The organism is Acidovorax sp. (genome assembly GCF_046294525.1).
Taxonomy (GTDB): domain Bacteria; phylum Pseudomonadota; class Gammaproteobacteria; order Burkholderiales; family Burkholderiaceae_C; genus Acidovorax.
This window is the reverse complement of the sequence record NZ_JBKBKQ010000022.1, coordinates 32,316-55,236: the sequence shown is the minus strand read 5'-3', so window position 1 is coordinate 55,236 and position 22,921 is coordinate 32,316. Positions and strand designations below refer to the sequence as shown.

21 protein-coding genes are annotated in these 22,921 nt (G+C 63.1%); 5 read left to right on the top strand and 16 right to left on the bottom strand.

From position 1 onward, the window contains the following. The first annotated feature begins 30 nt into the window (after positions 1-30). The gene (locus ACK4HJ_RS17870) at positions 31-381 is read left to right on the top strand and encodes a hypothetical protein (RefSeq protein WP_409834063.1); all 351 of its coding nucleotides are present in this window, start codon (positions 31-33) and stop codon (positions 379-381) included. A 284-nt stretch (positions 382-665) separates the two neighbouring features. Here the strand turns inward: ACK4HJ_RS17870 and ACK4HJ_RS17865 are convergent, their stop codons facing one another. The 9 genes from ACK4HJ_RS17865 to motA all read right to left on the bottom strand — a co-directional run bounded on the left by ACK4HJ_RS17865 (position 666) and on the right by motA (position 10,130). Next, entirely contained in the window at positions 666-1,382 is a 717-nt protein-coding gene (locus ACK4HJ_RS17865) for an RNA polymerase sigma factor FliA (RefSeq protein WP_409834061.1), read from the bottom strand. Positions 1,383-1,410: 28 nt separating this feature from the next. Further along, positions 1,411-2,208: a hypothetical protein gene (locus ACK4HJ_RS17860; protein WP_409834059.1), complete on the bottom strand. Its 798-nt coding sequence runs from the start codon at positions 2,206-2,208 to the stop codon at positions 1,411-1,413. After that, on the bottom strand, positions 2,201-3,748 hold the full coding sequence (gene flhF, locus ACK4HJ_RS17855; protein WP_409834058.1) for a flagellar biosynthesis protein FlhF: 1,548 nt from the start codon (positions 3,746-3,748) through the stop codon (positions 2,201-2,203). The genes ACK4HJ_RS17860 and flhF overlap by 8 nt, the downstream gene beginning before the upstream one ends. After that, positions 3,745-5,826 (bottom strand): flagellar biosynthesis protein FlhA, encoded by a 2,082-nt coding sequence (flhA, locus tag ACK4HJ_RS17850; RefSeq protein WP_409834056.1) that lies wholly within the window; start codon positions 5,824-5,826, stop codon positions 3,745-3,747. Before flhA ends, flhF begins: the two co-directional genes overlap by 4 nt. Further along, a complete protein-coding gene (locus ACK4HJ_RS17845) occupies positions 5,823-6,977 on the bottom strand; it encodes a flagellar biosynthesis protein FlhB (protein ID WP_409834055.1) in 1,155 nt (384 codons plus the stop codon). The genes flhA and ACK4HJ_RS17845 overlap by 4 nt, the downstream gene beginning before the upstream one ends. Before the next feature lie 230 nt (positions 6,978-7,207). Beyond that, positions 7,208-7,834, bottom strand: coding sequence for a protein phosphatase CheZ (locus ACK4HJ_RS17840; protein WP_409834053.1), 627 nt, complete (start codon positions 7,832-7,834; stop codon positions 7,208-7,210). Positions 7,835-7,838: 4 nt separating this feature from the next. Further along, the gene (gene cheY / locus ACK4HJ_RS17835) at positions 7,839-8,225 is read right to left on the bottom strand and encodes a chemotaxis response regulator CheY (protein ID WP_409834051.1); all 387 of its coding nucleotides are present in this window, start codon (positions 8,223-8,225) and stop codon (positions 7,839-7,841) included. A gap of 72 nt (positions 8,226-8,297) precedes the next feature. Continuing rightward, positions 8,298-9,230 (bottom strand): flagellar motor protein MotB, encoded by a 933-nt coding sequence (gene motB / locus ACK4HJ_RS17830; RefSeq protein ID WP_409834049.1) that lies wholly within the window; start codon positions 9,228-9,230, stop codon positions 8,298-8,300. A gap of 39 nt (positions 9,231-9,269) precedes the next feature. After that, positions 9,270-10,130 carry a flagellar motor stator protein MotA gene (gene motA / locus ACK4HJ_RS17825; RefSeq protein WP_409834048.1) on the bottom strand — a complete coding sequence of 287 codons (861 nt, stop codon included), beginning with the start codon at positions 10,128-10,130 and terminating at the stop codon, positions 9,270-9,272. A gap of 231 nt (positions 10,131-10,361) precedes the next feature. On the opposite strand from motA, the gene ACK4HJ_RS17820 reads away from it, so the two are divergent. Both ACK4HJ_RS17820 and ACK4HJ_RS17815 read left to right on the top strand, forming a co-directional pair. After that, positions 10,362-12,011 (top strand): glycosyltransferase, encoded by a 1,650-nt coding sequence (locus ACK4HJ_RS17820; protein WP_409834046.1) that lies wholly within the window; start codon positions 10,362-10,364, stop codon positions 12,009-12,011. Beyond that, entirely contained in the window at positions 12,008-13,174 is a 1,167-nt protein-coding gene (locus ACK4HJ_RS17815) for a DegT/DnrJ/EryC1/StrS family aminotransferase (protein ID WP_409834044.1), read from the top strand. Before ACK4HJ_RS17820 ends, ACK4HJ_RS17815 begins: the two co-directional genes overlap by 4 nt. A 46-nt stretch (positions 13,175-13,220) precedes the next feature. On the opposite strand, the gene ACK4HJ_RS17810 is transcribed toward ACK4HJ_RS17815, so the two are convergent. From ACK4HJ_RS17810 to ACK4HJ_RS17785, 6 genes are read right to left on the bottom strand one after another with little or no spacing between them, the layout of a single operon-like run. Further along, a complete protein-coding gene (locus ACK4HJ_RS17810; protein ID WP_409834043.1) occupies positions 13,221-13,808 on the bottom strand; it encodes a class I SAM-dependent methyltransferase in 588 nt (195 codons plus the stop codon). A gap of 29 nt (positions 13,809-13,837) precedes the next feature. Then, positions 13,838-14,572, bottom strand: a complete 735-nt coding sequence (locus ACK4HJ_RS17805) for a hypothetical protein (protein WP_409834041.1) — start codon at positions 14,570-14,572, stop codon at positions 13,838-13,840. Beyond that, positions 14,569-15,333 (bottom strand): FkbM family methyltransferase, encoded by a 765-nt coding sequence (locus ACK4HJ_RS17800; protein ID WP_409834039.1) that lies wholly within the window; start codon positions 15,331-15,333, stop codon positions 14,569-14,571. Before ACK4HJ_RS17800 ends, ACK4HJ_RS17805 begins: the two co-directional genes overlap by 4 nt. Beyond that, positions 15,333-16,760, bottom strand: a complete 1,428-nt coding sequence (locus ACK4HJ_RS17795; protein WP_409834037.1) for a 6-hydroxymethylpterin diphosphokinase MptE-like protein — start codon at positions 16,758-16,760, stop codon at positions 15,333-15,335. The genes ACK4HJ_RS17800 and ACK4HJ_RS17795 overlap by 1 nt, the downstream gene beginning before the upstream one ends. After that, on the bottom strand, positions 16,757-17,767 hold the full coding sequence (locus ACK4HJ_RS17790; RefSeq protein ID WP_409834035.1) for a radical SAM/SPASM domain-containing protein: 1,011 nt from the start codon (positions 17,765-17,767) through the stop codon (positions 16,757-16,759). The genes ACK4HJ_RS17795 and ACK4HJ_RS17790 overlap by 4 nt, the downstream gene beginning before the upstream one ends. Next, positions 17,764-19,545 carry a class I SAM-dependent methyltransferase gene (locus tag ACK4HJ_RS17785; protein ID WP_409834033.1) on the bottom strand — a complete coding sequence of 594 codons (1,782 nt, stop codon included), beginning with the start codon at positions 19,543-19,545 and terminating at the stop codon, positions 17,764-17,766. Before ACK4HJ_RS17785 ends, ACK4HJ_RS17790 begins: the two co-directional genes overlap by 4 nt. 350 nt (positions 19,546-19,895) lie before the next feature. Here ACK4HJ_RS17785 and ACK4HJ_RS17780 point away from each other — a divergent pair, with 350 nt between their 5' ends. Together ACK4HJ_RS17780 and ACK4HJ_RS17775 are read left to right on the top strand one after the other, a co-directional pair. Beyond that, positions 19,896-20,591: a WbqC family protein gene (locus ACK4HJ_RS17780; protein WP_409834031.1), complete on the top strand. Its 696-nt coding sequence runs from the start codon at positions 19,896-19,898 to the stop codon at positions 20,589-20,591. Between the two features lie 42 nt (positions 20,592-20,633). Continuing rightward, entirely contained in the window at positions 20,634-21,881 is a 1,248-nt protein-coding gene (locus ACK4HJ_RS17775; RefSeq protein ID WP_409834029.1) for a hypothetical protein, read from the top strand. A 29-nt stretch (positions 21,882-21,910) separates the two neighbouring features. On the opposite strand, the gene ACK4HJ_RS17770 is transcribed toward ACK4HJ_RS17775, so the two are convergent. Continuing rightward, a complete protein-coding gene (locus ACK4HJ_RS17770; protein WP_409834027.1) occupies positions 21,911-22,909 on the bottom strand; it encodes a radical SAM/SPASM domain-containing protein in 999 nt (332 codons plus the stop codon). Between the last annotated feature and the right edge of the window lie 12 nt (positions 22,910-22,921).

The window sequence follows — 22,921 nt, the reverse complement described above, 5'->3', positions numbered from 1 at the left end:
GCACCTCCACCCCATTTCTGAAGCCTCTGCATGGACCTGGAATCTGCGCTGAGCCATGTTGAACAACAGGTCGAGGCCGTCTCGGCCGCCCTGCTGGCCACGGACGCGCCCGCGCTGGAGCGGTGTGGCACCGCGCTACGCAACGCCGCCGCCGACCTGGCCCAGGTGCTGGGGCGCACCGACCGCACATCTCTTCCTCCCTCTGTCGCCCAGCGCCTGCAGGCCGTAAGCGACAGCGTCGCCATGCAGCGCGACAACCTGGCGCGCGTCGCCGCCCTGACCGACCGTCAGGTGGCCACCGTGCTCCCGCCCACAGACACCAGCACCTACGGCGCGCGCCCCGGCAATGGCGCCGCGCGGATCTACAAGGCAGCGGGTTAAGAGCTGCACCGATGACAGTTTGGGGCGATGCTCCAAAAAAGAGAGCTGCTAGCGCTTGAAGATCAAGGGATTCAGATGTTTTTCATCTGAAGTCCTTATCCATCAAGCGCTAGCAGCTCTTCTTTCTGTAGCGTATCTGACCAACTAGCGCAGCGCAGGGCGCCGTTCAACACCGACCTGAGGCCCCGCCAGCGCCACCTTGGAACTGGCTTCGCCAGGCCATGGTTGGTGTCGCCCTGTGGGGGAAGGCGCCGCAGGCGACTCAGGGGGCTTGAACAGGTTCCTCAATGCGCGCGCATCTTGGCGCGCAGCCGCGCGATGGACTGGCTGTGCAGCTGGCACACGCGCGATTCGGTCACGCCCAGCACGGCGGCGATTTCCTTGAGGTTCATGTCATGTTCGTAGTACATGCCCATGATGTGTTGTTCGCGTTCGGGCAGGCTCTTGATGGCGTTGACGAGGGACATCTTCAGCCGCTGGTCGCGCAGCAGTTCCAGCGGGTCGGCGTCGGCATCTGCCACGTGGCGGTCCAGAAAACCGTCATCGTCCTCGTTGCCATGGGTCATGTCCTCCAGGTACACCAGCTGCGTGCCGCGCACCTTGCCCAGCAGGCTCTGGTAATCGGCCAGGCTCAGGCCCATCTCGCTCGCAATTTCGGATTCGAGCGGGCTGCGGCCGAGCTTTTGCTCCAGGCGCTGCACGGCGTGCTCAATGTCTTTTTGGCTCTTGCGCGAGCTGCGGCTCATCCAGTCGCCTTCACGCAGTTCATCGAGCATGGCGCCGCGGATGCGCTGGGTGGCGAAGGTTTCAAACTGAACGCCCTGCGCCACTTCGTAACGCGACAAGGCTTCTGCCAGGCCCATCATGCCGACCTGGATCAGGTCGTCCAGCTCCACATTGGGAGGCAGCTTGGCGATCATGTGGTGCGCGATCCGGCGGACCAGCGGAACATGCTGGCGGATCATCGCGTCACGATCAAGCTGGCCTTTGGCGGTGTACATAGTGAGCGTGTGATGCACCGGGTGAACGTCAGTGACTCCGTACAAGGTGTGCGGAACTGCCCTTGGGGGCAAAGGAGTGCAACGCGGGCAGCGACTCAGCGATGGTGCCCGCATTTTCCAGCAGTTGCAAGGCCAGGCGCTGAAGCTCCTGGGGGTTCTGCGTGGCGATGGTGGTGGTCCGCACGGGGCCGCCCAGGTGGCGTTCTGCGCAGCCCTGCAGGGTGAGCAGGGCCGACTTGGTCTTGCGCCGTTCGGCGGCGCCTGCGCCGCGCAGCAGGGCGGCCACCATGCAGGGCAGGCCGGTGTCCACCGCGATCTGCTTGAGACTCTTGTAGCTGCTCATCACTCCGGCGGCGCCGTCGCCCATCACCACCAGCGGCACGGTGGCCGTGTGCGTGAGCAGGGGTCCTAGCGTGGCGGCCGGGGCGTGCAGCACCACGATGCCATAGGTCCTGAAGTAGGGCAGCAGGCTGTGCAGCGGCGCGGCGTCACTGCGCTCGGCCGCACGACTCATGCGCAGCATGCCGCGCGCGGCCGGGATGACGGCCAGCGAGGAGGCCGTGGCCCCCAGGTTCAGTTGCACATCGTCGCGCCACGACGCCTGCTGCAGCAGGTGCAGCAGGCCGGGGGAGTCGTCGGTCTCCTGCGCAGTACCGTCGAGCACCACCACGGGGTAGCCCAGGCGCTGCAGGCTGGCGCAGATCTGCCACAGGGCCTCCAGCCCCGTGGGGCTGTTGTCCTGGCTGGCCACGGCCACCACGCGCAGGTCGGCCTGCGGAGTGAAGCTGTGCAGGCCTGCGGCCTGGTGGAATCCGATATCAAGCATCGACCAGCCCCCTGTCCGCCACGGTGTCGGGCGAGTGCGAGAAAAAGAAGTTCAGGTCCGCCGCCTTGGGGTCGAACGCCGATTTGGCGGGCGAACGCATGGAGGTGGAAATGAGCTTGTGTGCGTCGGCGCGTTCCCAGTCTTCGGGCACGCGCTGGCCATTGGTCACGCCGCGCAGCACCATCTGGTGGCGGATCAGAGCGTCAATCGCGGGGCCCAGCTTCACGGCCTCGTCCACCTTGGAGAGGATGGCCTGCGGAACAGGTCCGTGCGTGCCTGCGGTCTTGAAGGCGGTGAGCACGTCGTCCAGCGTGTCGCCATGGCAGCCGGCGTTGAGCACCAGCAGGCGGTTGACGCCCGGCAGGTCCAGCACGTCCAGCATGTCGCGCTTGCGCGGGTCGCGCGGGGCCACGCCGGTGGTGTCGATGAGCACCATCTTCTTGCCGCTGAGCAGGCCCAGCAGGTCTTGCAGCGCAGCGCGGTCGTGCGCCAGGTGCGCCACGATGCCCAGCATGCGGCCGTAGGTGCGCAGCTGCTCATGCGCGCCCACGCGGTAGGTGTCCAGCGTGATCAGGCCCACGCTGCCGGGGCCGTGGATGCGCGCGCACAGCGCGGCCAGCTTGGCTGTGGTGGTGGTCTTGCCCACGCCGGTGGAGCCCACCATGGCAAAGATGCCGCCTTGTTCGTACAGCGGCGGCTCGGCCAGATCGGTCTTGAGGTTGCGCTCCAGCACGTCCATGAGCCAGCGCACCGATTCGCCAGCCGACAGGTCTTCAGGCATGCGCTCCAGCACGGCTCGCGCCAGCGAGGGCGAGTAGCCCGCGCGGATCATCTTGAGCATCAGGTTGGACTGGATCGGGTCCTGCCGCGCCTGGCCCAGCCAGGCCAGGGTGTTGAAGCGGTCCTCGATCAGCTCCTTCATCGCGTGTAGTTCGTTCATCACGCTTTGCTGGTTGCTGCTCGACTGCGCGAGGCTGGCGCTGTTCGCTGCAGCGTCCTGGCGGCGGCGGGGCGGCTCGGGCGGGATGTCCATGGGGATGGTGCGCAGCGGGTTGTGGCGCACCACGGCGGGGGCGGCCATGCGCTCGCGCTCACGGTCTAGGCTCCGTTCACGGTCGGGCTCCTGGTCGCGGCTGCGCTCCGACAGCGTCTGCGGCTCGGCGCTGCCGTGCAGCGCCTCGTGGCGGCGGCGCAGCATGCGCTCACGCACGTAGTCCTGGAACGACAGTGTGCTCATGGCCAGCTGCTCGGTGTCCTCTTCCACCGGGTTGCGGCCCAGCGAGGACGCAGCGGCCATGCTGGCGCGCGGCGCGGCGCTGCTGCGGGCAGGCTGCGGTGCCAGCAGGGGCGGTGTGGACGACGATGCACCGCCTGCACTGCCGCCGTCCAGCGCAGACAGCGTGTCCTCGGCCGTGGCCACCACTTCCACGCCATTGGCGGTGGGGCGGTTGGACAGGATCAATGTGCCGTCGCCAAAGGCCATGCGCGCCTTGGCCAAAGCCTCCCGAGAGGTTGGGGCGGTAAAGCGTTTGATGTTCATGCTGATGCACCTTTAAGGATCGGCCCAATGCGGATGGTGTGGGTCTCGGGGATTTCGCTGTGCGCAAGCACCTGCAGGCGGGGCGCGACGCGGCGCACCAGGCGGGAGATGGCGTTGCGGATCTGATCGGGAACGAGCAGGCAGGCGGGCAGGCCCATTTCCTCCTGCTTCATGGCCACTTCGGCTGCCTTTTGCGTGAGGATGTCGGCCACGCCTGGGTCCAGCGCCGGGCCCGCGGCATTGCCCAGGGCCTGCACCAGCAGGCGCTCCAGACCCGGCTCGATGGCGATGACGTTGAGCTCGCGCGAGGGGCCGTAGATCTGCTGCACGATGGCTGGCGACAGGGCAATGCGCACGCGGCGGGCCAGCTCGACGGGGTCGGAGACGCTACCGGCATGTTCGGCCAGGGTTTCGATGATGGTGCGGATATCGCGGATGTGCACAGACTCTTCCAGCAGCAGCTGGAGCACCTTCTGGAACGTTGCGATGGAGACCATTTTAGGAACCACTTCTTCGATGAGCTTGGGGGCCAGTTTGGCCACGTGTTCCACCAGCTGCTGGGTTTCTGTGCGGCTCAGAAGCTTGGCGGCTTGCACTTGCATCAAGTGTGACAAATGGGTGGCCATCACGGTTTCGGAATCAACGACGGTAAAACCAGCCATTTGTGCGGCTTCCTTCTGCCGGTCGTCGATCCAGTGCGCGGGCAGGCCGAAGGCCGGGTCGGTGGTGGGCGTGCCTATCAGCGGCGTGGTGATGCCGCCCGGGTTGATGGCCAGGAACATGCCGGGGAAGGCCTCGCCTTCGCCTACCACCACACCACGCAGCGTGATGCGGTAGCCGCTGGGCTTGAGCTCCAGGTTGTCGCGCACATGCACGGCGGGCGGCAAGAAGCCGACCTCCTGCGCAAACTTGCGGCGCACGCCCTTGATGCGGGTGAGCAGGTCGCCTTGGCGGCTCTTGTCCACCAGGCTGATGAGGCGGTAACCCAGCTCCAGGCCCAGCAGGTCCACGGGTTGCAAGTCGTCCCAGGTGGCTTCGCCATCGCTGACCGGGGCTGGCGGCGCTTCCACCGGCGGCGGTACCTTCTGCCGCTCGTGCATCAGCCAGGCGACGTATCCCAGCAGCGCGCCCATGCTCAGGAACACCAGATGCGGCATGCCGGGGATGAGGCCCAGCAGCACCAGGATGCCGGCCGTCACGCCGAGCACGCGGGGCGACATGAACAGCTGCTCGACAATCTGGCGGCCCATGTCGTGTTCTTTGCCCACGCGCGAGATCACCATGGCGGCTGCCACCGAGATCAAGAGGCCCGGAATCTGTGCGACCAGCGCGTCGCCCACGGCCAGCAGGATGTAGCTGTCGGCTGCCTGCCCGGCAGACAGGCCGTGCTGCAGCATGCCGATGGCGAAACCGCCCACGATGTTGATGATCAGGATCAGGATGCCGGCAATCGCATCGCCGCGCACGAACTTCGAGGCGCCGTCCATGGAGCCGAAGAAGTTGGCTTCCTCGCCCACTTCGGCGCGACGGCGCTTGGCTTCCTTCTCATCGATCAGGCCCGCGTTCAGATCGGCGTCCACGGCCATTTGCTTGCCGGGCATGGCGTCCAGCGTGAAGCGCGCGGACACTTCGGCAATGCGCTCCGCGCCCTTGGTGATCACCACGAAGTTGATCACCACCAGGATCGCGAACACGATCAGACCCACGGCAAAGTTGCCGCCAATCAAAAAGTGCCCGAAGGCCTCGATCACCGCACCTGCAGCGCCCGGGCCCTGGTGGCCTTCCAGCAGCACCACACGGGTGGAGGCCACGTTCAGCGACAGCCGCATCAGCGTGGTGAGCAGCAGCACCGAGGGGAACGCCGCGAAGTCCAGCGGCCGGATCATGTAGGCGGCCACCATCATCACCATCAGCGCCACCGCGATGTTGAGCGTGAAGAACGCGTCCAGCATCCACGGCGGGATGGGCAGCACCATCAACGCCAGAATGGCCACCACCAGCAGCGGGGCCGACATGCCTTGCAGGGCGCCCGAGTGGGCGCCCGCCCATTGCTGCAGAGACTTTACGGAGTTGTTCATGCTTGGGCACCTTGCACCGGGGTGCGGTTCAGCGGATCGAGTTCGGGAGGCACGTACGGGTCAACCATCGCGTCGGGCATGCGGCCTTCGCCCCGCATGGCGGCCTTGAGGCGGTACACATAGGCCAGCACCTGCGCCACGGCGGTGTACAGCGTGGCGGGAATGGCCTGGTCCAGCTCGGCATGGGCGTACAGCGCACGCGCCAGCATGGGGGACTGCAGCACGGGCACGCCGTGCTGCTTGGCCAGGTCGCGGATGCGGAATGCGGTGAGGTCCGTGCCCCGCGAAATCACCTGGGGAGCGCTCATGGTCTTGTCGTCGTACTTCAGGGCCACGGCGTAGTGGGTGGGGTTCATCACCACAAAATCGGCATTGGGCACGGCGCCCACGCTGGCTCGGTCTGCAATCTCGCGCTGCTTCTGGCGGATGCGGCCCTTGGTGTGCGGGTTGCCGTCGGATTCCTTGTGCTCTTGCTTCACTTCCTCGTGCGACATCTTGAGCCGCTCTTTAAAGAAGTACGCCTGCAGCGGCACATCGATGAGCGCTGCAAGAAACACCACCAGCAGCATCAGGCTCACGCCAGCGGTCAGCCAGTCGGCCACTTGGCTGATGGCGAGCGGGGAGGGCTGCAGCACCAGCATGGCCACCTGCTCGATGCTGTTGCCCATGAACTTCCAGGCCACGTAGGTGATGATGGCCGTCAGCAGCACCATCTTGGCCACGTTCGCCATTTGCTGTTTGGAGAACAGGTTGGCCAACCCGGAGATCGGGTTGAGCCGGTTGAACTGTGGCGTGATGGGCTTCAGGCTAAATATCCAGCCCCCGGCGCCGATGGCCGCCACCAGCGCGGCGCTGCTGGTCAGGATGGCAAACACGGCGCTGGCCACCACCCCGATGGCCACCATGTCTGACAGGCGGGTAAGCATCTGGGCAGGCGACATGACCACGGCGGCGTCAAAGGCCAGTTGCTGGCTCATGGCCAGCATCATGCGGTTCATGAGTTCGGGGGCCAGCAGCAGCATGCAGGCTGCCCCAGCGCCCAGAATGGCCAAGTGGGACAGGTCCCGCGAGCGCGCGCCTTGACCGTCGGTGCGCGCTTTTTGCAGCTTGCGCTCTGACGCGGGGAGGCTTTTGTCTTGGCTGGATTCCATGGTGGCATGACGACGGCTGGTGCCATGCCATTGTCGTGAGCGACCCTGAAATCTAAAGGTGGATAAGGGGGCGGCGGCCCCCTCTTTTCCGGGCCGTCGCGGGAGGTTTCAGCCCCGCCGGCCAGGCACTCTCAAAGATCTGAAAGATCGGAGGGTGCTTCAAAAAGCATAGCTGCCAGCGCTTGATGGATAAGCGCTGGCGGCCATTTTGACCATAAATACTGCGGGAGTCAGAAGCCCAGGCTGGCCAGGAGGTCGTCCACTTGCGACTGGTCGGTCACCACGTCGGGCGTGTTCTCGGGGTCCACCACGGGGCCTTGCAGATGGGCGGGTTTGGCTTCGACGGGCGGGACGTGCGCGTTGGGTGGCGCGGTCTGGATGAGCAACTGAACCAGCTGCTCTTCGATGGTGGCAGCGAGGTTAACCACCCGGGCGATCACCTGTCCGGTCAGGTCATGGAAATCCTGCGCCATCATGATTTCCGTCAGGTGCGTATCCGCCTCCTGCGTCACCCGCTCCACGTCGGTGAGGAAGTTCATGATCTCGCCCTTGGCCACTGCGGCCACCGGGTCTTTCACCAGCGAGTTCACCACGCGGCGCGTTTCCGAGGCGATGTAGTCGTGCTGGGCCTTGGCCTGCTCGACCCGGTTGAGCACCTTCTCGGCTGCCTCGCCCGTCAGGCGCGCGATGTACGACAAGCGGCTTTGTGCATCGGGCAGCTCTCCCATGGACCCACGCAGCTTGTCGGCGTAGCCCAGCTCGTTGAGGGAGTCATGAAGCTGGCGTGTCAGCAGCCCGATCTTGTGGTGCACATCGGCTTCAGCGGCCGGCTGGCTGTTGTCCGGAGTGGCGTCCATGGTCTCATAGCCCCATTTTCTTGAGGATCAGCGTCACCTTCTCTTCCAGGGTGGCCTTGGTGAAGGGTTTGACGATGTAGCCCGCAGCGCCACCCTGGGCGGCAGCCACGATGTCTTCCTTGCGGGCTTCAGCGGTCACCATCAGGACGGGCAAGTGCTTGAGCTTGTCGTCCTTCTTGATTTCGGCCAGCAGCTGAAAGCCGTTCATGTTGGGCATGTTGATGTCCGTCACCACAAAATCGAACTTGCTGCTGCGCAGCTTGTTCAATGCGGCAACGCCGTCTTCCGCCTCGTCCGCATCCGAAAAACCGCTCTCCTTGAGCAGGTTGCGCACGATGCGTCGCATGGTGGAAAAGTCGTCAACGATCAAAAAACGAAGGGCTGTGGTCACTTGGGACCCTTTCGGTCGAGAGGTACTGTAAGTATTGTCATGGGCGGCAGGGTTGGTGACAAGTCGTAACCATCACCTGCTGGGGGGAGGATTTTCCCGCTTTTCGTTCAGCAGTTCCGTTGAAGTGATATCGGGAATCCCTTTGCCCATGAGTCGTTCTTCGGCTTCGCGGGTGAGCACCGTGATGGTGATGCGCCGGTTGGCCGGGGAGCGGGGGTTTTGAGGCTCCAGCAAGTCGCTGGCCGCCAAACCCACAACACGGCCCAGTTTAGCGTCAGGCATACCGGCCGACACCAGCTCGCGGCGCGAGGCGTTGGCGCGGTCGGCCGACAGCTCCCAATTGCTGTAGCCGCGGTCGCTGTTGCCATAGGGCACGGCGTCGGTGTGTCCCGCCAGGCTGATGCGGTTTTCCACCCCGCCCAGGGCCGCGCCAATTTCGCGCAGGATGTCGCGCATGTAGGGTTTTACCAACGCGCTGCCGCTGTCGAACATGGGGCGGTTCTGGTCGTCCACGATCTGGATCTGCAGGCCGTCGGGCGTAATGTCGATGCGGATCTGGGACTTGTATTCGTTCAGCCGAGGGTTTTCGGTGATCAGCGCATCAATCTTGGCCTCCAAGGCCTTGATGCGGTCCAGGTCCTGCTTGGCGCGCTCGGCCCGCGCGGCATCAATGCTCATACGGCGCTGCTTGGCCTCTTCTGCGTCCGAGCGCCGCACCTGGCCGTGCACCTTGGACAGATCGTTGCCGCCCCCGGGAATCACGCTGGAGCTGTTGCCCGCCCCGTCGCCACCGGTCATGGCCACCTTAAGCGGGGAGGAGAAGTGCGCCGCAATGCCCTGCAGTTCCCCCTTGGCGGTGGAGCCTAGCAGCCACATCAGCAGAAAGAACGCCATCATCGCCGTCACGAAGTCGGCATAGGCGATCTTCCAGGCGCCGCCATGCACGGCATGCCCGCCTTTCTTGACGCGCTTGATGATGATGGGTTGAAGCTTTTTTTCTGCCATGGCGCTGCGCAGTCGTGGTTCGAGGCATCAAGCCCGCTACTACTTCTTGCCTTTCACATGCCCTTCCAGCTCCGAGAAACTGGGGCGGTCGCCGGAGAACAGCACCTTGCGGCCAAATTCGATGGCGGTAGCCGGGTTGTAGCCCTGCATGCTGGCCAGCAGCGTGGCCTTGATGCACTGCAGCTCCTTGGCGGCATCTTCGGTCTTTTGCTCCACCAGCCCGCCCAGGGGCTCTACCACGCCGTAGGCCAGCAAAATGCCCAGGAAGGTACCCACCAGTGCCGAGCCGATCATCCCGCCCAGCACGGACGGCGGCTGCCCCACCGAGCCCATGGTGTTCACCACCCCCAGCACCGCCGCAATGATCCCGAAAGCGGGCAAGGCGCCCGCCAGCCGGGCAATCGCGGCCACCGGCGCGTGCGCTTCCTGGTGGTGGGTCTCGATCTCGCTGTCCATCAGCGCCTCGATTTCATGGGAATTGAGGTTGCCAGACACCATCATGCGCAGGTAGTCTGTGGTGAACTCGATCACATGGTGGTCGCTGCCCACAGTGGGGTACTTCTTGAAAATCTCCGACTCGTTTGGCGCCTCCACATCCTTTTCAATCGCCATCAGACCCTCTTTGCGGGCCTTCTGCAGGATGTCGTAGAGCATGGCCATCAGCTCCATGTACCGCGCCTTGGTGTACTTCGACCCCTTGAACGCCATGGGGATCGCCGCCATGGTGGCCTTCAGCACCTTGGGCTGGTTGTTGACCACAAACGCCCCAATGGCAGCCCCCAGAATGGTGACCGTCTCAAAAGGCAGCGCTTTCAAGATCACCTGAATGTTTCCGCCATGCAGGATGTACACCCCGAAGATGCAGCCGAAAACAAGGATGTAACCAATGATGACGAACATGATGGCGGTATTCTGTCAGAGGCCCCGATCAAGCGAGGCAGGTTTGGGCGGGATCTCGCCAGTTGAAGCCATTGTGCGGCGCTTTGGGCGGCTGGCAAATGGGCAATAGACCATCAAACGGGGCTTTTATATCGGGATGTCGATAGCTTGCCGCACCTACCATGCAAGTAAGCACTCCTCTTCACACCGCCGTTCAGTGTTTATACACAGGATCCAATCAGACACATATTCATGATTGACAAAAGCAACACCTTGGACTCTCGGGAAGAAGTTGATCTATTGGTCAATCTGATCCAGGCGGAGCAGAGTGAGCGGGACCAGGATCTGGTGGGCGCGATGACAAGGCTCACCGGGGCATTGGCTATCGAGCCGCGGCGCGCGGACCTCTGGGTGCAGGTGGGGCGCATCTTTGCCAAGATGTCCAACTGGGGGCAGGCCGTGCCTGCGCTGGAAACCGCCTTACAGATTCGCCCGGGGCTGCCGGAGGCGCAACACCTGCTGGCCCTTGCGCTGTACAGCACGGGGCGGCAGGAAGAAGCCTGCGCCATGATCGATTCGGCGTGCCGCAAACGCAACGAGTCCGCCCTCTGGGCGATGCGCGCCTTCATCCACAGCCATTCGCACCGCGATCCGATCAAGGCACTGGAGGCCTATCAGGACTGGGGCAGGCGCTTTGCCGACCCTCTGACGCGCAAGGCGGCACCGCTGGTCGTAAAGGACCGTGGTCCGCGAAAGCGCCTCAAGGTGGGCTACGTCACGGCCGACTTCCGGGAGCATTCTGTTGCCTTCTTCATGCTGCCGATCCTTCGCCACCATGATCCCGACTCCGTCGAGGTGCATGTGTACTCCAGCGGCCGTGCGGACGGCGTCACCGAGCTGATCCGGCAGTGCGTGCCCCACTGGCACGACGTGATGCACGAGTCCGATGAGGCGTTGCTGGAGCGCATCCGCGCTGATGGCATCGACGTGCTGGTGGACCTTTCGGGGCACACGTCAGGGCACCGGCTGCTGGTGTTCGCGCGCCGCGCTGCTCCAGTGCAAGTCACGTGGCTGGGTTTCATGCTGCCTCTGGGCATGAAGGCGATGGATTACCGCCTGATCGGATTCGACAGCGCCCCCCCAGGCCATGAAAAGTACTACAGCGAAACACTGTTTCGCCTGCGCGGGATGGCAAGCTACGCGCCACCCGAATATGCGCCGCTGAGCGAAGAGCAGCCCATGCTCCGCAATGGCTATCCCACACTGATCTCGCTGAACAGCTCGGCCAAGATCACCGATGCCATGCTGGCAGTGTGGGCGCGTATTCTCCAGTTGCGGCCCGATGCGCGGCTCGTCATCCTGGTCAAGGAGTTCACCGCCGACGCTGCACAGGCCAACATGCAGCCGCGCGTGGAGGCGGCCGGCATGCCGCTGGACCGCGTTTTCGTCCTGCACCAGCAGCCGCTCAACCAGTTCATGGAACTGGGGCACATCGCCGACGTGATGCTGGACACCTCGCCCATCTCCGGCGGCACCACGACGCTGCACGCGCTGTGGATGGGGCTTTCCATCGTGGCCATGAACGCGGAGCGCAGCGTGGACGCCTCGACCGCGCTGACCCTGCGTGCGCTGGGGGGCGGGGGGGAGATTGCGCAGGACGCAGAGAGCTATGTGCAGGCCGCACTGCGCCTGATGGACGACCCGCAGCGGCTGCAGCAACAGCGCCTGGGCGCGCGTGAGTTGATGCGCAACAGCTTTTTCATGGACTACGCCGGGCGCACCGCCGAGCTGGAGAGGGCGTACCGGCTCATGTGGCTCAATTGGCTGCGCGGTGACCGGCAAGCCCGCAGCGTCGGCTCCAACGTCGACCACTGGCTGGCCCTGGCCGAGGCACCCGCATGAAGTCCCCGCGAACCTGTCCCCCTCAGGATTGGGTGCCGCTGCTGGTGCCCGACATGCCCTCGCCCCAGGCGCTGCTGCCGTGGCTCGAACGCATGCACGCCGCGCGCCACTATTCCAACTTCGGCCCGCTGGTCAAAGAGCTGGAAAGCGCCTTTGCCGAGCGCTTCCAAATGCCTGTCGGCCAGGTCACTACGGTGACCAACGCCACCTTGGGGCTGGAGCTGGTCCTGCAGGCTCTGGATCTTCCCCCGGGCTCCCGGGTGCTTGTGCCCGCATTCACCTTCGTTGCAACGGCAACGGCAGTGTTGCGTGCCGGCCATGTGCCGGTGCTGGCCGACGTGGATGCGCATTCGTGGATGCTGACGCCCGATATCGCGCGCGCTGCCTGCGCCGTAGCCCGCGTGGATGCCGTGTTGCCCGTCGCGACGTTCGGCATGCCCCATCACATGCCGGCATGGCAGCAGTTCGAGCATGACACCGGGCTGCCGGTGGTGATCGACGCCGCAGCCGCCTACGGCAGCCAGTGGCTGGCCGGCGCCGAGGGCACGCTGGTTTTCAGCCTGCACACCACCAAGAGCCTGCCTGCGGGCGAGGGAGGGCTCATCGTCTCCACGCGCCCTGGCTTGGCCGCGCGGGTGCGCGAGCTGTCCAATTTCGGCATCAATCTGGACCCGGCGGCCGATGTCCCTCTGGGCGCACTGGCCGGCGTCGGGACGAACGCCAAGATGAGCGAATACCATGCTGCAATCGGTTTGATTTCGCTGCAAAAATGGGAGCAAAGTTCTCAATGCAGGAGAGCGCTGAGGGCGGATTTAATGCAAGATTTTGCCCAGGCAAGCCCGGGACCGCTGGTATGGCAGCAGCAGGGCCACGGGGGCGAGCTCATGGCGCCCACCCTGCTGTGCGCCCGGTTGCCCAGCGAAGCGGCGCGCGCGGCGCTTGAAAAGGCCTGCCACCGCGGGCGCATCATGACGCGGCGCTGGTACCAGCCGCTGCTGACGAACATGGGCGTGCTGCGGCATTGCTGCACGCCCCTGGACACGCCGAACGCGCAGGCCCTGGCTGCCACGCTTCTGGGGCTGCCGTTTTTTCTGGGCATCACGCACGAACAGCGCCAGCGGGTGTGCACAACACTTGAACATGCGCTGGCCAAGTTCGCCTAGGAGTCTGCGCGGTAGAAGGCATCAAAGCGAAACGCGCGGAGGATGCTCATTTGGCCTCGGGTTTTGTCGTCACCCAGGTGGGGTAGCGCGACCACGGATCGTCGGACTTCTGAAAATTCAGGATGGCGATCTCCAGCTGGAAATCTGCCGCAAAGCGGTCGACAGCCTGGATGACCAGCGGCCATTGGGGCGAATAGTCGTCACCGGCCATGACGCCGCCCGGCTTGAGCTTGGGCCACCAGTGGCGGAACGTCCGCCCTTCTTCTTCACCCGTGTGCGCGTAGCCATCGACGTAGATGAAGTCGAAATACGCATCCGGAAACAGGTCCAGCGCTTCGTCAAAGGTCATGCGCAGGGTGGTGTTCTGTTCCTTGAAGGGCAACAAGCGTTGCAGGGCCGTCTTGTATTGGGCGGTGTCGTGGTTCCGGTCGCCCGCCCACATGTCGATGCTGAAGAGATGGGCGAAACGTCCTGTGCGCAAAAGGCTTTCCGAAAACCTGCCCTCCGCCACCCCCAGCTCGACCCCCAAGGAGCCGGGCGCGAGCAGCTTCACCACGTCCGTTCTGAGCTGAAAGTGGGGGATGTCTGCCAGGGTGTTGCGCATGTTGCTTGTGCCTGCTGCCTGTGGTTGCATGGGGTGTGTCGATGAATGGCCCGGCCGGACTATCTCTTTTGGTAGCCGAGGGTGTTCTTGTATTGAGAACCCTTCACGTAGATCGTGATGGCGACGGAGTTTCGCTCGTCTTCGTCGGGGCCCATCGGGTCCACTCCGTGCCAGCTGTTGTCGGTGCGGACAAAGGCATACCCGGAATTGGGCTTGAATGCGTTGCGCTTGAGCCTGGCGAAACCGTCGCCGTCCTTGCGGTAGAAGCAGGTTCCGAGATGCGTCTGGGACTCGTCCCGGGGCAGGTAGATCTGCAGGGTCGCAACCTTGATCGGATGGTCCTGGTGGATGCGGATGAAATAGCCGGGGAAATCCTTGTAGAAAATGGGAATCGCTTCCGTTTCAGGTATCTCCTCGCCGAATCTCGCGTGGATCCGGCTTCGGAATTTTTCAAGGATCGCATCCTTCAACGCATCGGACGAGAAGATCCGGGCCATCTCGGTCCAGAAGACGCGATCGGCCCCCTCCAGCCGCTTCAGCGTAGCCTCGGTGAGATCGAGCATGAGGCGCGTGTACCTTCCGTCGGGGAGCCTGGCATCCGCGTGGTTGAGTATCTCGTATGCCTCCTTGGGCGGCAGCCGCTTCTGGATCTCGCTATAGAGCCGCGGCTCCAGCAAATCTTCCATGTAGATATTCTCGGAGGGTGCAGGGTCTATGTGGGCGGCCCGGATTTTCTCCACCAGCCTGCTCACCGTTTGCGCGGCGTCGAGTTGATAGGTCTGAGCTTCAGTCACTGCGGCCTCTGATAAAGATAGTTGAGAACACCTTCGATCTGGTGATAGGGGTAGATGGTGCTTTGCTTCTTGTGCATGAATTCCAGGCCGCCACCACGCATGATCTCGTGCACACCGTCCACCTGTGCGGGCAGCCCCTCGACGAGTTCAACGGACACAGACCTGAGGCGGGGATCGCCCAGGGTCTTGCGGGCGCCTTTGACGATGTCGAGCTCGATCCCGTCGACATCGATCTTGATGTGCTCTGGCACCTGCATGCCAAACAGCTCCACGGCCTGGTCGATGCTGCAGCCCATCATTCCCTGCCGGAACACCGGGCGGTAGGGGTTGCCAAGATAGTCGAGATCGCAGTTGAACGAGCTCATGGCGGTGCCCATGCCCACCGAGGACAGGTTGATGGTGCCCGCCGCCATGTGCTCTGATAGCGCAAAACAGTAGGCCTTGATCTTGTCCTGCAATCCGTTCATGTGGATGTTGGCGCAGAGCTGGAAGTAGTTTCCAAAATGCGGCTCGAAGGCGACCACGTTCACCCCGCGTAACGCCGCGTAGATGGAATACATCCCGATGTTGGCGCCTATGTCCCACAGCGTGGCGTTCTCTGCAAAGCCGTCGATCCACTCCAGTGTTTCGGGCTCCTTGGTGTACAGGGTGTCGAAGCGCCAGGCGTTCTTGCCCTGGTGGCTGAGTAGGTAGCGGATGTCCGCGTTGCCGATGCGGCACACGCCGACGCCGTCGCACAAGAAGGGTTGGGCTTCATTCATCATCGGTAGCTCTCGGGATGGACGTATTCGATCGGAAGGTTGGGAGAGGGGGTGATTTTTGCCAACAGCCGGCCGTGCCGCTCGAAAAACTGCCTGGCGATGCGGAAAGACGCCGCAGCGCGGTCCACGGGCATGTCTCCCGCAGACCGTTCGCCAAAGAAGTACGGCTGCGAGTAATCCAGATCCACTCCGCCGATCAGAACCTTCTGATAGCCCATGTAAAACGCGAACTGCACCGCGTTGAGCACCACCGTGAAACCCCGAAAGACGGCGTACGCAGGATCATGGGAAAAATAGCCTTCATCCATATACGGCGACTCCGTGAGCGGGAACGTGATGACATTCTGCTGGTTCAGCATTTCCGGGTGAGACGCCCGGGCCTTCTGCTCGACATCGGAGCGCAGGAACTTGATGTCGGCATGAACCCCCATGATTTCGTCGGGGTATTGATCAAATGCCTGCGGATCGGCCACGAAATAGTATTTGGGTGTGAAGCGAAGGCCGGGATATTTCCGGGTGATCTCCCAGGCCCGGTTGCACCAGAAGGACTCCTCGTGCATCAGCGCCTTGGCGTCAAGCCCGTTCAGCGAAGGCCCGTTTCCGAGGATGTAGGCCGTCTTTCCCTGCTTGCTATCTTTGAGGCTGCGGATCTTTTCCTGCATCTCAGCATGAACGGCCACGTGGACGCGGGACACAGGGGGCGGCGCGCGAAGTGTGTTCGCATCGATCGTGGCAGGGGCGAACGGCTGGAGCGTGCCTTCAGCAACCCGTGATTCTATTTTTTCCAGCGTTGCGTGGATGTTGGAGAAATCCACAGCGCCGAAGTCCGAGAGGGCGTAGCGCCACCACTCGACAGCAAGCAGCCGCTCGACGATGTCTGGAGGGAAGCGCATTCTGATCAGCCGTGCGGGGTTTCCCGCCACGACGGCATAGGGGGCGACATCACGCGTCACCACGCTGCGAGCGCCCACGATGGCCCCATGGCCGATATGCACGCCGTCCTGCACAAAGACGCCGTTGCCAATCCACACGTCTGAACCCACCGTGGTGTGGCTTGCCCAGTCGAATGGGCTGGTGCTGGGCACAGGGGGGAGCCCTGCCGCATGCTGCCAGCCGCGGTAGCCCTGGCTGTACTGAAGGGGAGAAACGGACAGCCAGTCCACCGGGTGGCGGCCATGGCCTATCTGCACGTCCCGGGCGAACGAGCAGTAGCGGCCGATAGTCGCGTTCTGGATGAAGCCGCCGTTAAGGTGGCTGAAGGCTCCGATGCGCAGTGGGTAGTCCAGCCCGAGGAGGGCATTGGTGCTGGAGGGCGTTTCGATGCACAAATCGGGCGACAACGCGGCACCGGTGAAGTTGCCGTCCATGAAAAAGCCGCGCTTGCGCAGAGCTTCGCGCAGCGCGGGGGTGAGCTGGACCACGCTCATCGAAGGCTCCTAGTGGCGAGCAGTCCGGCGAGCTGGACGGCCTGCTCCGCCGTGGGGCGCTCTTCGGCAAAGTGGCAGTTGCTGCACAGGCCTTGCTTGACGCCCTCGTGGATGAGGCTGGCGCGAAAGTCTGCGGCGAAGCGGCTTGCGTACTGCAGAAAGAGGTCAGGCTGCCTGGCCAGGTTGCCGATCACGTACTCCGCATGGGCCGGGATGTCGGAGCGGAAGTTGCAGCACGGCACGGTGGAGCCATCGTGATCGATGTACACGGCCCAGAAAGGGATGAGGCAAGGCGAGGTGCGGCGGTAACCCAGGTGGATGGGCACCTCGCCCGCGCGGCTGGTGCCGCCGGTTTCAAAGTTGCGGCCATACAGCCGGATCGCCATGTCTTGGTAGTGCAGACGGTGCTCATACCATTCGCCTGGAATGTCGCTGACCAGCGTGTGGGGAAGCTGCACACGCCGAAGCGTCCTCTCTCCCGCCGCCTTGATTTTGGCGTGGTCATAGCGTTCGTTGTTCCCCAGATAGATCTGGATGTTCAGGTTGCGCAGGCCAGCGGCATACAGCTGTTCAACATACTCGTGATTCAGGTAGTCGCCATTGGTGTTGCTGTGCAGCTGCGCCCGCGGAAGCATGCGGCTGGCCTGCGCGATGCGCTCCAGGATGATCTTGTCCGCCAGTGGCTCGTTGTAGCGGCTGTAGGTGATGCCGCCGTCGTAGTCGATGGAAGCCAGTTGTGCGAGGATGGATGTGTACATCTCAGCCGGCATCAAGGTGTTGCTGGAGATGCGGTCATGGGTGGCGTTGGGGCAGAACCAGCACTTGCGATTGCAGTACGAGAACACCTCGATCTCCACGAGCCTGACGCTGCGCTTGAACAGCTCGGCCGCACGTTCTGGGCTCGGCTGCTCGACCAGATGCTCTGGGACGAGATTGGCCCAGCGCTGCGAACCCACCGCAGCGGGCGCATTCGTCGAACCTCCGGGCATGCTGGTCGGTGTGGTCATGGTGCGGCAGAAGGTTTATACGCCAGGATGTTGAGGTGCCAGGGCTCACTGTCGACACCGGAAGTGCGGCGCCGCACGGTGGTGAACCCTGCAGCGAACAGCGTCTCGCTCAGGCTGCGCTCGGTGTAGCCCCACCTGTGGGCGTCTTCCCGGTCTCCTCCTCGTGCTTCATCCCGCCACCCCCAAAGGCTGGCGAAGGCGTGATCCATCTGGTTCACGAAACTGCTGGTAGCGAGCCCGAGAATCTGGCGCGCGTGGAACTCCACATCCGGCACGATGAGGTGCAGCACGCCCCCGGGCGCCAGCAGGTCGTGCCAGTGGCGCAGGGTCTCGCGCGCCTCCTGAGGGTCCTGGTGCTCCAGCATGTGGCGCGAGTAGATCTCTGTGACGGTTCCGGGCGCTGTAATCTGGATGTCGCCGGCCTGGCACACATGGTCGGTCGCTTCGGTCGCGCGGCAATCGATGTTGATGTAGCCCTCCAGCCGCGTGCTGGCGCAGCCCACGTGCAGCCTCAAAGGCTCGGTCGATGAAGCAATGCCTGCGCGCAGCGGCAGCACCGGCCGTGTGGTGTGGATCTCTTGCGGCTTCTTGTGCCATGTGTCGAGCCGCTGGCGCAGCTGGCTCCCGCCGCCGCGTTCGAAGGCCTCCCGGGTGATGCTGCGCTCCCAGGTGGCCACCTTGGCGTAATCCCCCCAACGGTCCAGCGTTGTCCTGGCATGGTGGTGCGCCAGATCCGGCAGCGCCGCCACGCTGGGCGCCGGGCGCTCCGGCGCCAGCACCTGGTGCCAGAACGCGGGGGAGAGCACCGTCCTGAAGTGCAGTTGATGGAAGGCTGCGGCAGACGGCGCAGACTCATGCGCCAGCGGAACGGCGGGGGCGTGCAGCATGTGCGCCTTCTTGCCGAACCAGACAGCCTCCTGGAGCAGTGCTGAAGAAATTCCCGCGAGTTCGAAATCCTCAGGCGTGCTGAGCAGCTGGTAGGCGCTCTGGTGGCATGGCTCCACCGGCTGGCCGATGATGCGGGCCAGTTCCGCGCACTCCAGTTCGGCCAACCCGGGAGCCACGGGGTGACTCTTGAAGAACACGCGCCGCCCTGTACTCAGCGCACGTAAGGGTTCTGCGAAATCCGCCCAGCGCAGTCGCTGACCGTCGGGTGTGAGCAGCGAGGTGTCGCCGGGCGCCTGTCCTAGAAGAACCAGGCTGCCCGCCAGATCCTGGAACACATGTCGGCCTGCGACTTCCAGTTGCGTTCGGTGCATCCGCACATTGGCGGTAAGCGTGGCGGCTTCGAGCCGGATCTCGTCGGGCGGCACGGCTCGGGCGGCAATCCTCTCGGACAGGGTGTCGTCCGAACTGCGCATGGCGACGTAAAGATCGCTGCCGAACCGCAGCGGAGACAGGCGCACATCGAGAAAGGGCGTTCCGCGTTGTTCGCACACCTGCCTGAGCCATGGGGGCATCTCATACGACAGCACCGTGCCCCGCGTCGGCCAATGTTGCGCTAGCTCGTCGAGGGCGGCTGCGGGAAGGTGGTGAAAGCACGCTGCCCATTGCGTCCCGTGCTGTGCGCTGCCCATGTCGACATCGGCCAGCGCGCGAAAGCGTGCGAGGTCGAAGCCGACGGCAAGCCCGTAGCCGAACTGAACCGCGCGGGTACTAGGCAGTTCCACGCCGCAGCCCTGGCGTATGGGTTCGCGCACCAGGTCGAGAAACCCCTGGCACAGCGGTTGGGGCTGCTGGAGAAGATCGAGCAGGCAGATGATGGGCAGGGAGTCCATGGTCTTACAGTGCGGCAGGGCTGCGCAGGTTCGCGCTCGCAAGGGATGGACGTCGGTCCGCCCAGCCGGGCACCGTAGGGACGTCCGTTGCTTCAAAAATGAGAGCGGCCAGCGCTTGCCATGTAATCATTTCAGGTGTTTTCTTTTTGAAATCCAATGTGACCCAGCGTGAGGTGCTATCTTTTTTGTAGTTTTCGGCTGTTGCGCGTGCGGGGTCGGTGTGGGGCAGGGCGGTGAAAGCCGGTATGGCCGAGGTATCCCGTGCCAGAATATTCCGTAGACCGTCCCCATGTCCTCGTGCTCAAGCCAATGAGCGATCCTGAAACATTTGCTTGTTGCACCACGGAAATATGACGAAAAAAGTCGCCATCATGCAGCCGTATCTTTTTCCCTATTTGGGATATTTTCAGCTGCTGGGGATGGTGGATGAGTATGTGGTCTACGACGACGTCCATTTCATTCAGCGGGGATGGATTGCGAGAAACAATATCTTGCTGGGCGGGCAGCGACGGCGTTTCAGCATATCGCTTTCGCAAGCCAGCCAGAACCGACTGATCAACGAGATCGTGATTGCAGATGATTTCAGAAAATTTCTCAAGACTGTCGAACAAGCCTACCGCAGGGCACCCCATTTTTCGCGGGTGATACCTCTGCTGAAGCGGATATGCGATTTTCCCGATAGAAACCTCGCCCGGTTTGCTACCCATGCCCTCGAGCAGATCGCCGCCGATCTGGGAATTGACACCCGCATCGTGGTGTCGTCGCACCTCGCAAAGGACAACACCCTTCGCGCCCAGGAAAAAATACTCTCTATCTGCAAGACCTTGGAGGCCGACGTTTATGTCAACGCGGAAGGAGGGCAGGCACTCTATGACCGTGAAGCCTTTCGATCGCATGGGATTGAACTGCGGTTTTTGCATTCGGATGCGGAGGATTACTTGCAGTTTGGGGAGCCCTTTGTGCCCCATCTGTCGATTATTGACGTCATGATGTTCAATGAGGTTGGTGCGATCCGGAAATTGCTTGAAAACTACCGTTTGGTTTGAGAATCGGATCGCGATTGGCAGTCCAAATCATGTGTTTAGTAAATGAAACCATTCGACAAGATCGTTTGCCTGCCCGATCTTCTGCGCGGCACACGGGCCTTTCCTGAGGCGTGTTTTGACCTTGCCCGCGAGCCCATCCTGCAAGGTTGCGGGGTGGACATTGGTTACTCGCCCGAGGTCAGGACAAGGAAATCGGCGTGGACCGATGGCGGTTTCGATCCGGACGAGTTTCGCAGGCTGGCTGGCATGGACAGCGAGAGCGCCGAAGCCCGGAAAGCGCTGTGGGCCGCCCTGTACCACGCGGTCCCTTCGCGTGCGGCGGATTACCTGTTTGCCTTCATCTCTGAGGACACATTGCTGCTGACGTGTGAAATCCCTCCATGGCTGAGAGATGCCTGCCGGGACCGTGGAATCCATTACGTGGATCTGCGCCTGTCTCCCTTGCGTTTCGGGCGCGACTTCTATGTCTGCGTGCGCAGCTCGGACGCCGACATAGGCCGCCGGGTCGCTGAATTCGCCGTGGCCACCGAGGAAATCCGCATGGAGGCGGCGATGCTGGCAGCGAATGTGCGCATGCACCAACGTGAACTCCAGGACTATGGGCGCTACCACTTCGACGACCTGAACGGAGCCCTGCTTTTCGTGGGCCAGACACCCCTGGACGCTTCGCTGCTGGGTCCGGAGGGGCGGTCGCTGCGCTGCAGTGACTTTGCCGACCGCCTGCGCTTGCTGTGCCAGGGGCGCCGTTTTCTCTACAAAGGGCATCCTCTGGCGACCGAGTTTGCCGAGGAAGAGCGGGCGCAGCTTGAACGTATAACGGGGCAGGCTGCCGCGCCCTGCCCCCTCAATGCCTACCAGATTCTCAGCACGCATGACGATGTGGAGCTGGTGGGCATTTCCTCGGGCATGCTGCAGGAGGCGCCCTGGTTCGGCAAGACGGCCCATGTGCTGTTTCGCCCGTTTGTTCCTGTGGACGTCCCTGGAAACCCAGAGGCCCCAGGGGCGCCAGCCGATTGCGAGGGCTACCAGCAGGTGCATTTCCAGACCTTCCTGGCGCCGGCATTCTGGTGCCAGTCCATCACGCCCGGCCGCCCCCTGCCGCGCCCTGTGGCAGCGCTGACGCCGGTGCCCCACCACCATGGGCGGGAAATTTTCAACCAGTACTGGGACTACGCCAAGGTCATGATCTGGCAGCGCAACCTGTGGATGGAAGGCTTCGAGCGGTCGGGTGGCGGACTGCTGCGCCAGCGCATCGAGGCCCTTGAGCAGGGCGCTGCCCGCGGGCAATGACCGGCACGGTGCGCGCTGCACGGGCAACCTCATCGGGAGAACGTCTTTCCAGACCAATGAAAGACCTTCGGGTGCTGGCACACAGGATGGTTCATGACGCTCACGAACTCCGCATGGTCAGGGTGCTTGGGGTTGGTAAGGTCTTGCTGGCTGAAATTGACATCGTGGAACAACGTGAACCAGGGCAGCAGAGGCCGTAGCTGAATCTTGTCTGCCTTGAATCGGTCCAGGCAGGTTTGAACGAAAGAGGGAACCTCCCGGAAGTTCGCAGGCTGTACCACCATCGTGATGATGAGGTTCTTGAGCCGCTTGGCCTGCCGGAGGCTGCAAAGAAAGTCCAGGCTTTCCAGCGTCACATCCAGGTTGTCAAAACCCCCGCTCAGTTGTGTGTAGGTGGCCCGCTCGAAGCTGTTGGGCGTCACGATGACGGTGAGCTGGTATTCCTCCAGATGCTGAACCTTGTCCCAGTTTCTCTTGACGAGCACTCCGTTCGTCTCCAGCGAGATCTCGCAGTTCCTGTCGGAAGGTTTGACCTTGGACAGCATGCTCATCATGTACTTGCTGGAGAACACGTCTCCGTTCCCGCAGGCCTCCATGAACTTCGCGTTTCCGAGATAGGGAAGAAGTTTTTCTTCCATGACACCCATCAGATCGCGATAGCTGGAGTCTGTCTTGAACAGACCGTTGCGGCAGCTGGGGCAGGCGTGGTTGCAGGTGTAGTCGTAGGCAATGTTGAAGTTGGTGGGCGGCTTGCCCGCGCGGGATTCAACTTCCTTGCGAAAGTCCTCGGGCGACAGGTCTGGCAGGGTGTCGTTGCTGAGGAAGGGGCATGAGGTCTTCAGACAGTACTCAAAACTCTGATTTTCGATGGATTCCCGCAACGCCTGGGCGTCGGGGCTTTCGCAAATTTCCTGCACGGACTGGCGCGAAAGGTTTCCGATCTCGCGCTTGGACGCCCAGCTGCAGCAGTAGGTTTTGCCGCCGTGTGTGAGATGCAGATGATCGTAGGGGCGGTTGCAAAATCGCATGATGGTTTCCTT

Coding starts and splice junctions, on each gene's coding strand:
- ACK4HJ_RS17870 (WP_409834063.1), top strand. CDS start 31: ATGGACCTGGAATCTGCGCTGAGCCATGTTGAACAACAGGTCGAGGCC.
- ACK4HJ_RS17865 (WP_409834061.1), bottom strand. CDS start 1,382: ATGTACACCGCCAAAGGCCAGCTTGATCGTGACGCGATGATCCGCCAG.
- ACK4HJ_RS17860 (WP_409834059.1), bottom strand. CDS start 2,208: ATGCTTGATATCGGATTCCACCAGGCCGCAGGCCTGCACAGCTTCACT.
- flhF (WP_409834058.1), bottom strand. CDS start 3,748: ATGAACATCAAACGCTTTACCGCCCCAACCTCTCGGGAGGCTTTGGCC.
- flhA (WP_409834056.1), bottom strand. CDS start 5,826: ATGAACAACTCCGTAAAGTCTCTGCAGCAATGGGCGGGCGCCCACTCG.
- ACK4HJ_RS17845 (WP_409834055.1), bottom strand. CDS start 6,977: ATGGAATCCAGCCAAGACAAAAGCCTCCCCGCGTCAGAGCGCAAGCTG.
- ACK4HJ_RS17840 (WP_409834053.1), bottom strand. CDS start 7,834: ATGGACGCCACTCCGGACAACAGCCAGCCGGCCGCTGAAGCCGATGTG.
- motB (WP_409834049.1), bottom strand. CDS start 9,230: ATGGCAGAAAAAAAGCTTCAACCCATCATCATCAAGCGCGTCAAGAAA.
- motA (WP_409834048.1), bottom strand. CDS start 10,130: ATGTTCGTCATCATTGGTTACATCCTTGTTTTCGGCTGCATCTTCGGG.
- ACK4HJ_RS17820 (WP_409834046.1), top strand. CDS start 10,362: ATGATTGACAAAAGCAACACCTTGGACTCTCGGGAAGAAGTTGATCTA.
- ACK4HJ_RS17815 (WP_409834044.1), top strand. CDS start 12,008: ATGAAGTCCCCGCGAACCTGTCCCCCTCAGGATTGGGTGCCGCTGCTG.
- ACK4HJ_RS17810 (WP_409834043.1), bottom strand. CDS start 13,808: ATGCAACCACAGGCAGCAGGCACAAGCAACATGCGCAACACCCTGGCA.
- ACK4HJ_RS17800 (WP_409834039.1), bottom strand. CDS start 15,333: ATGAATGAAGCCCAACCCTTCTTGTGCGACGGCGTCGGCGTGTGCCGC.
- ACK4HJ_RS17795 (WP_409834037.1), bottom strand. CDS start 16,760: ATGAGCGTGGTCCAGCTCACCCCCGCGCTGCGCGAAGCTCTGCGCAAG.
- ACK4HJ_RS17790 (WP_409834035.1), bottom strand. CDS start 17,767: ATGACCACACCGACCAGCATGCCCGGAGGTTCGACGAATGCGCCCGCT.
- ACK4HJ_RS17785 (WP_409834033.1), bottom strand. CDS start 19,545: ATGGACTCCCTGCCCATCATCTGCCTGCTCGATCTTCTCCAGCAGCCC.
- ACK4HJ_RS17780 (WP_409834031.1), top strand. CDS start 19,896: ATGACGAAAAAAGTCGCCATCATGCAGCCGTATCTTTTTCCCTATTTG.
- ACK4HJ_RS17775 (WP_409834029.1), top strand. CDS start 20,634: ATGAAACCATTCGACAAGATCGTTTGCCTGCCCGATCTTCTGCGCGGC.
- ACK4HJ_RS17770 (WP_409834027.1), bottom strand. CDS start 22,909: ATGCGATTTTGCAACCGCCCCTACGATCATCTGCATCTCACACACGGC.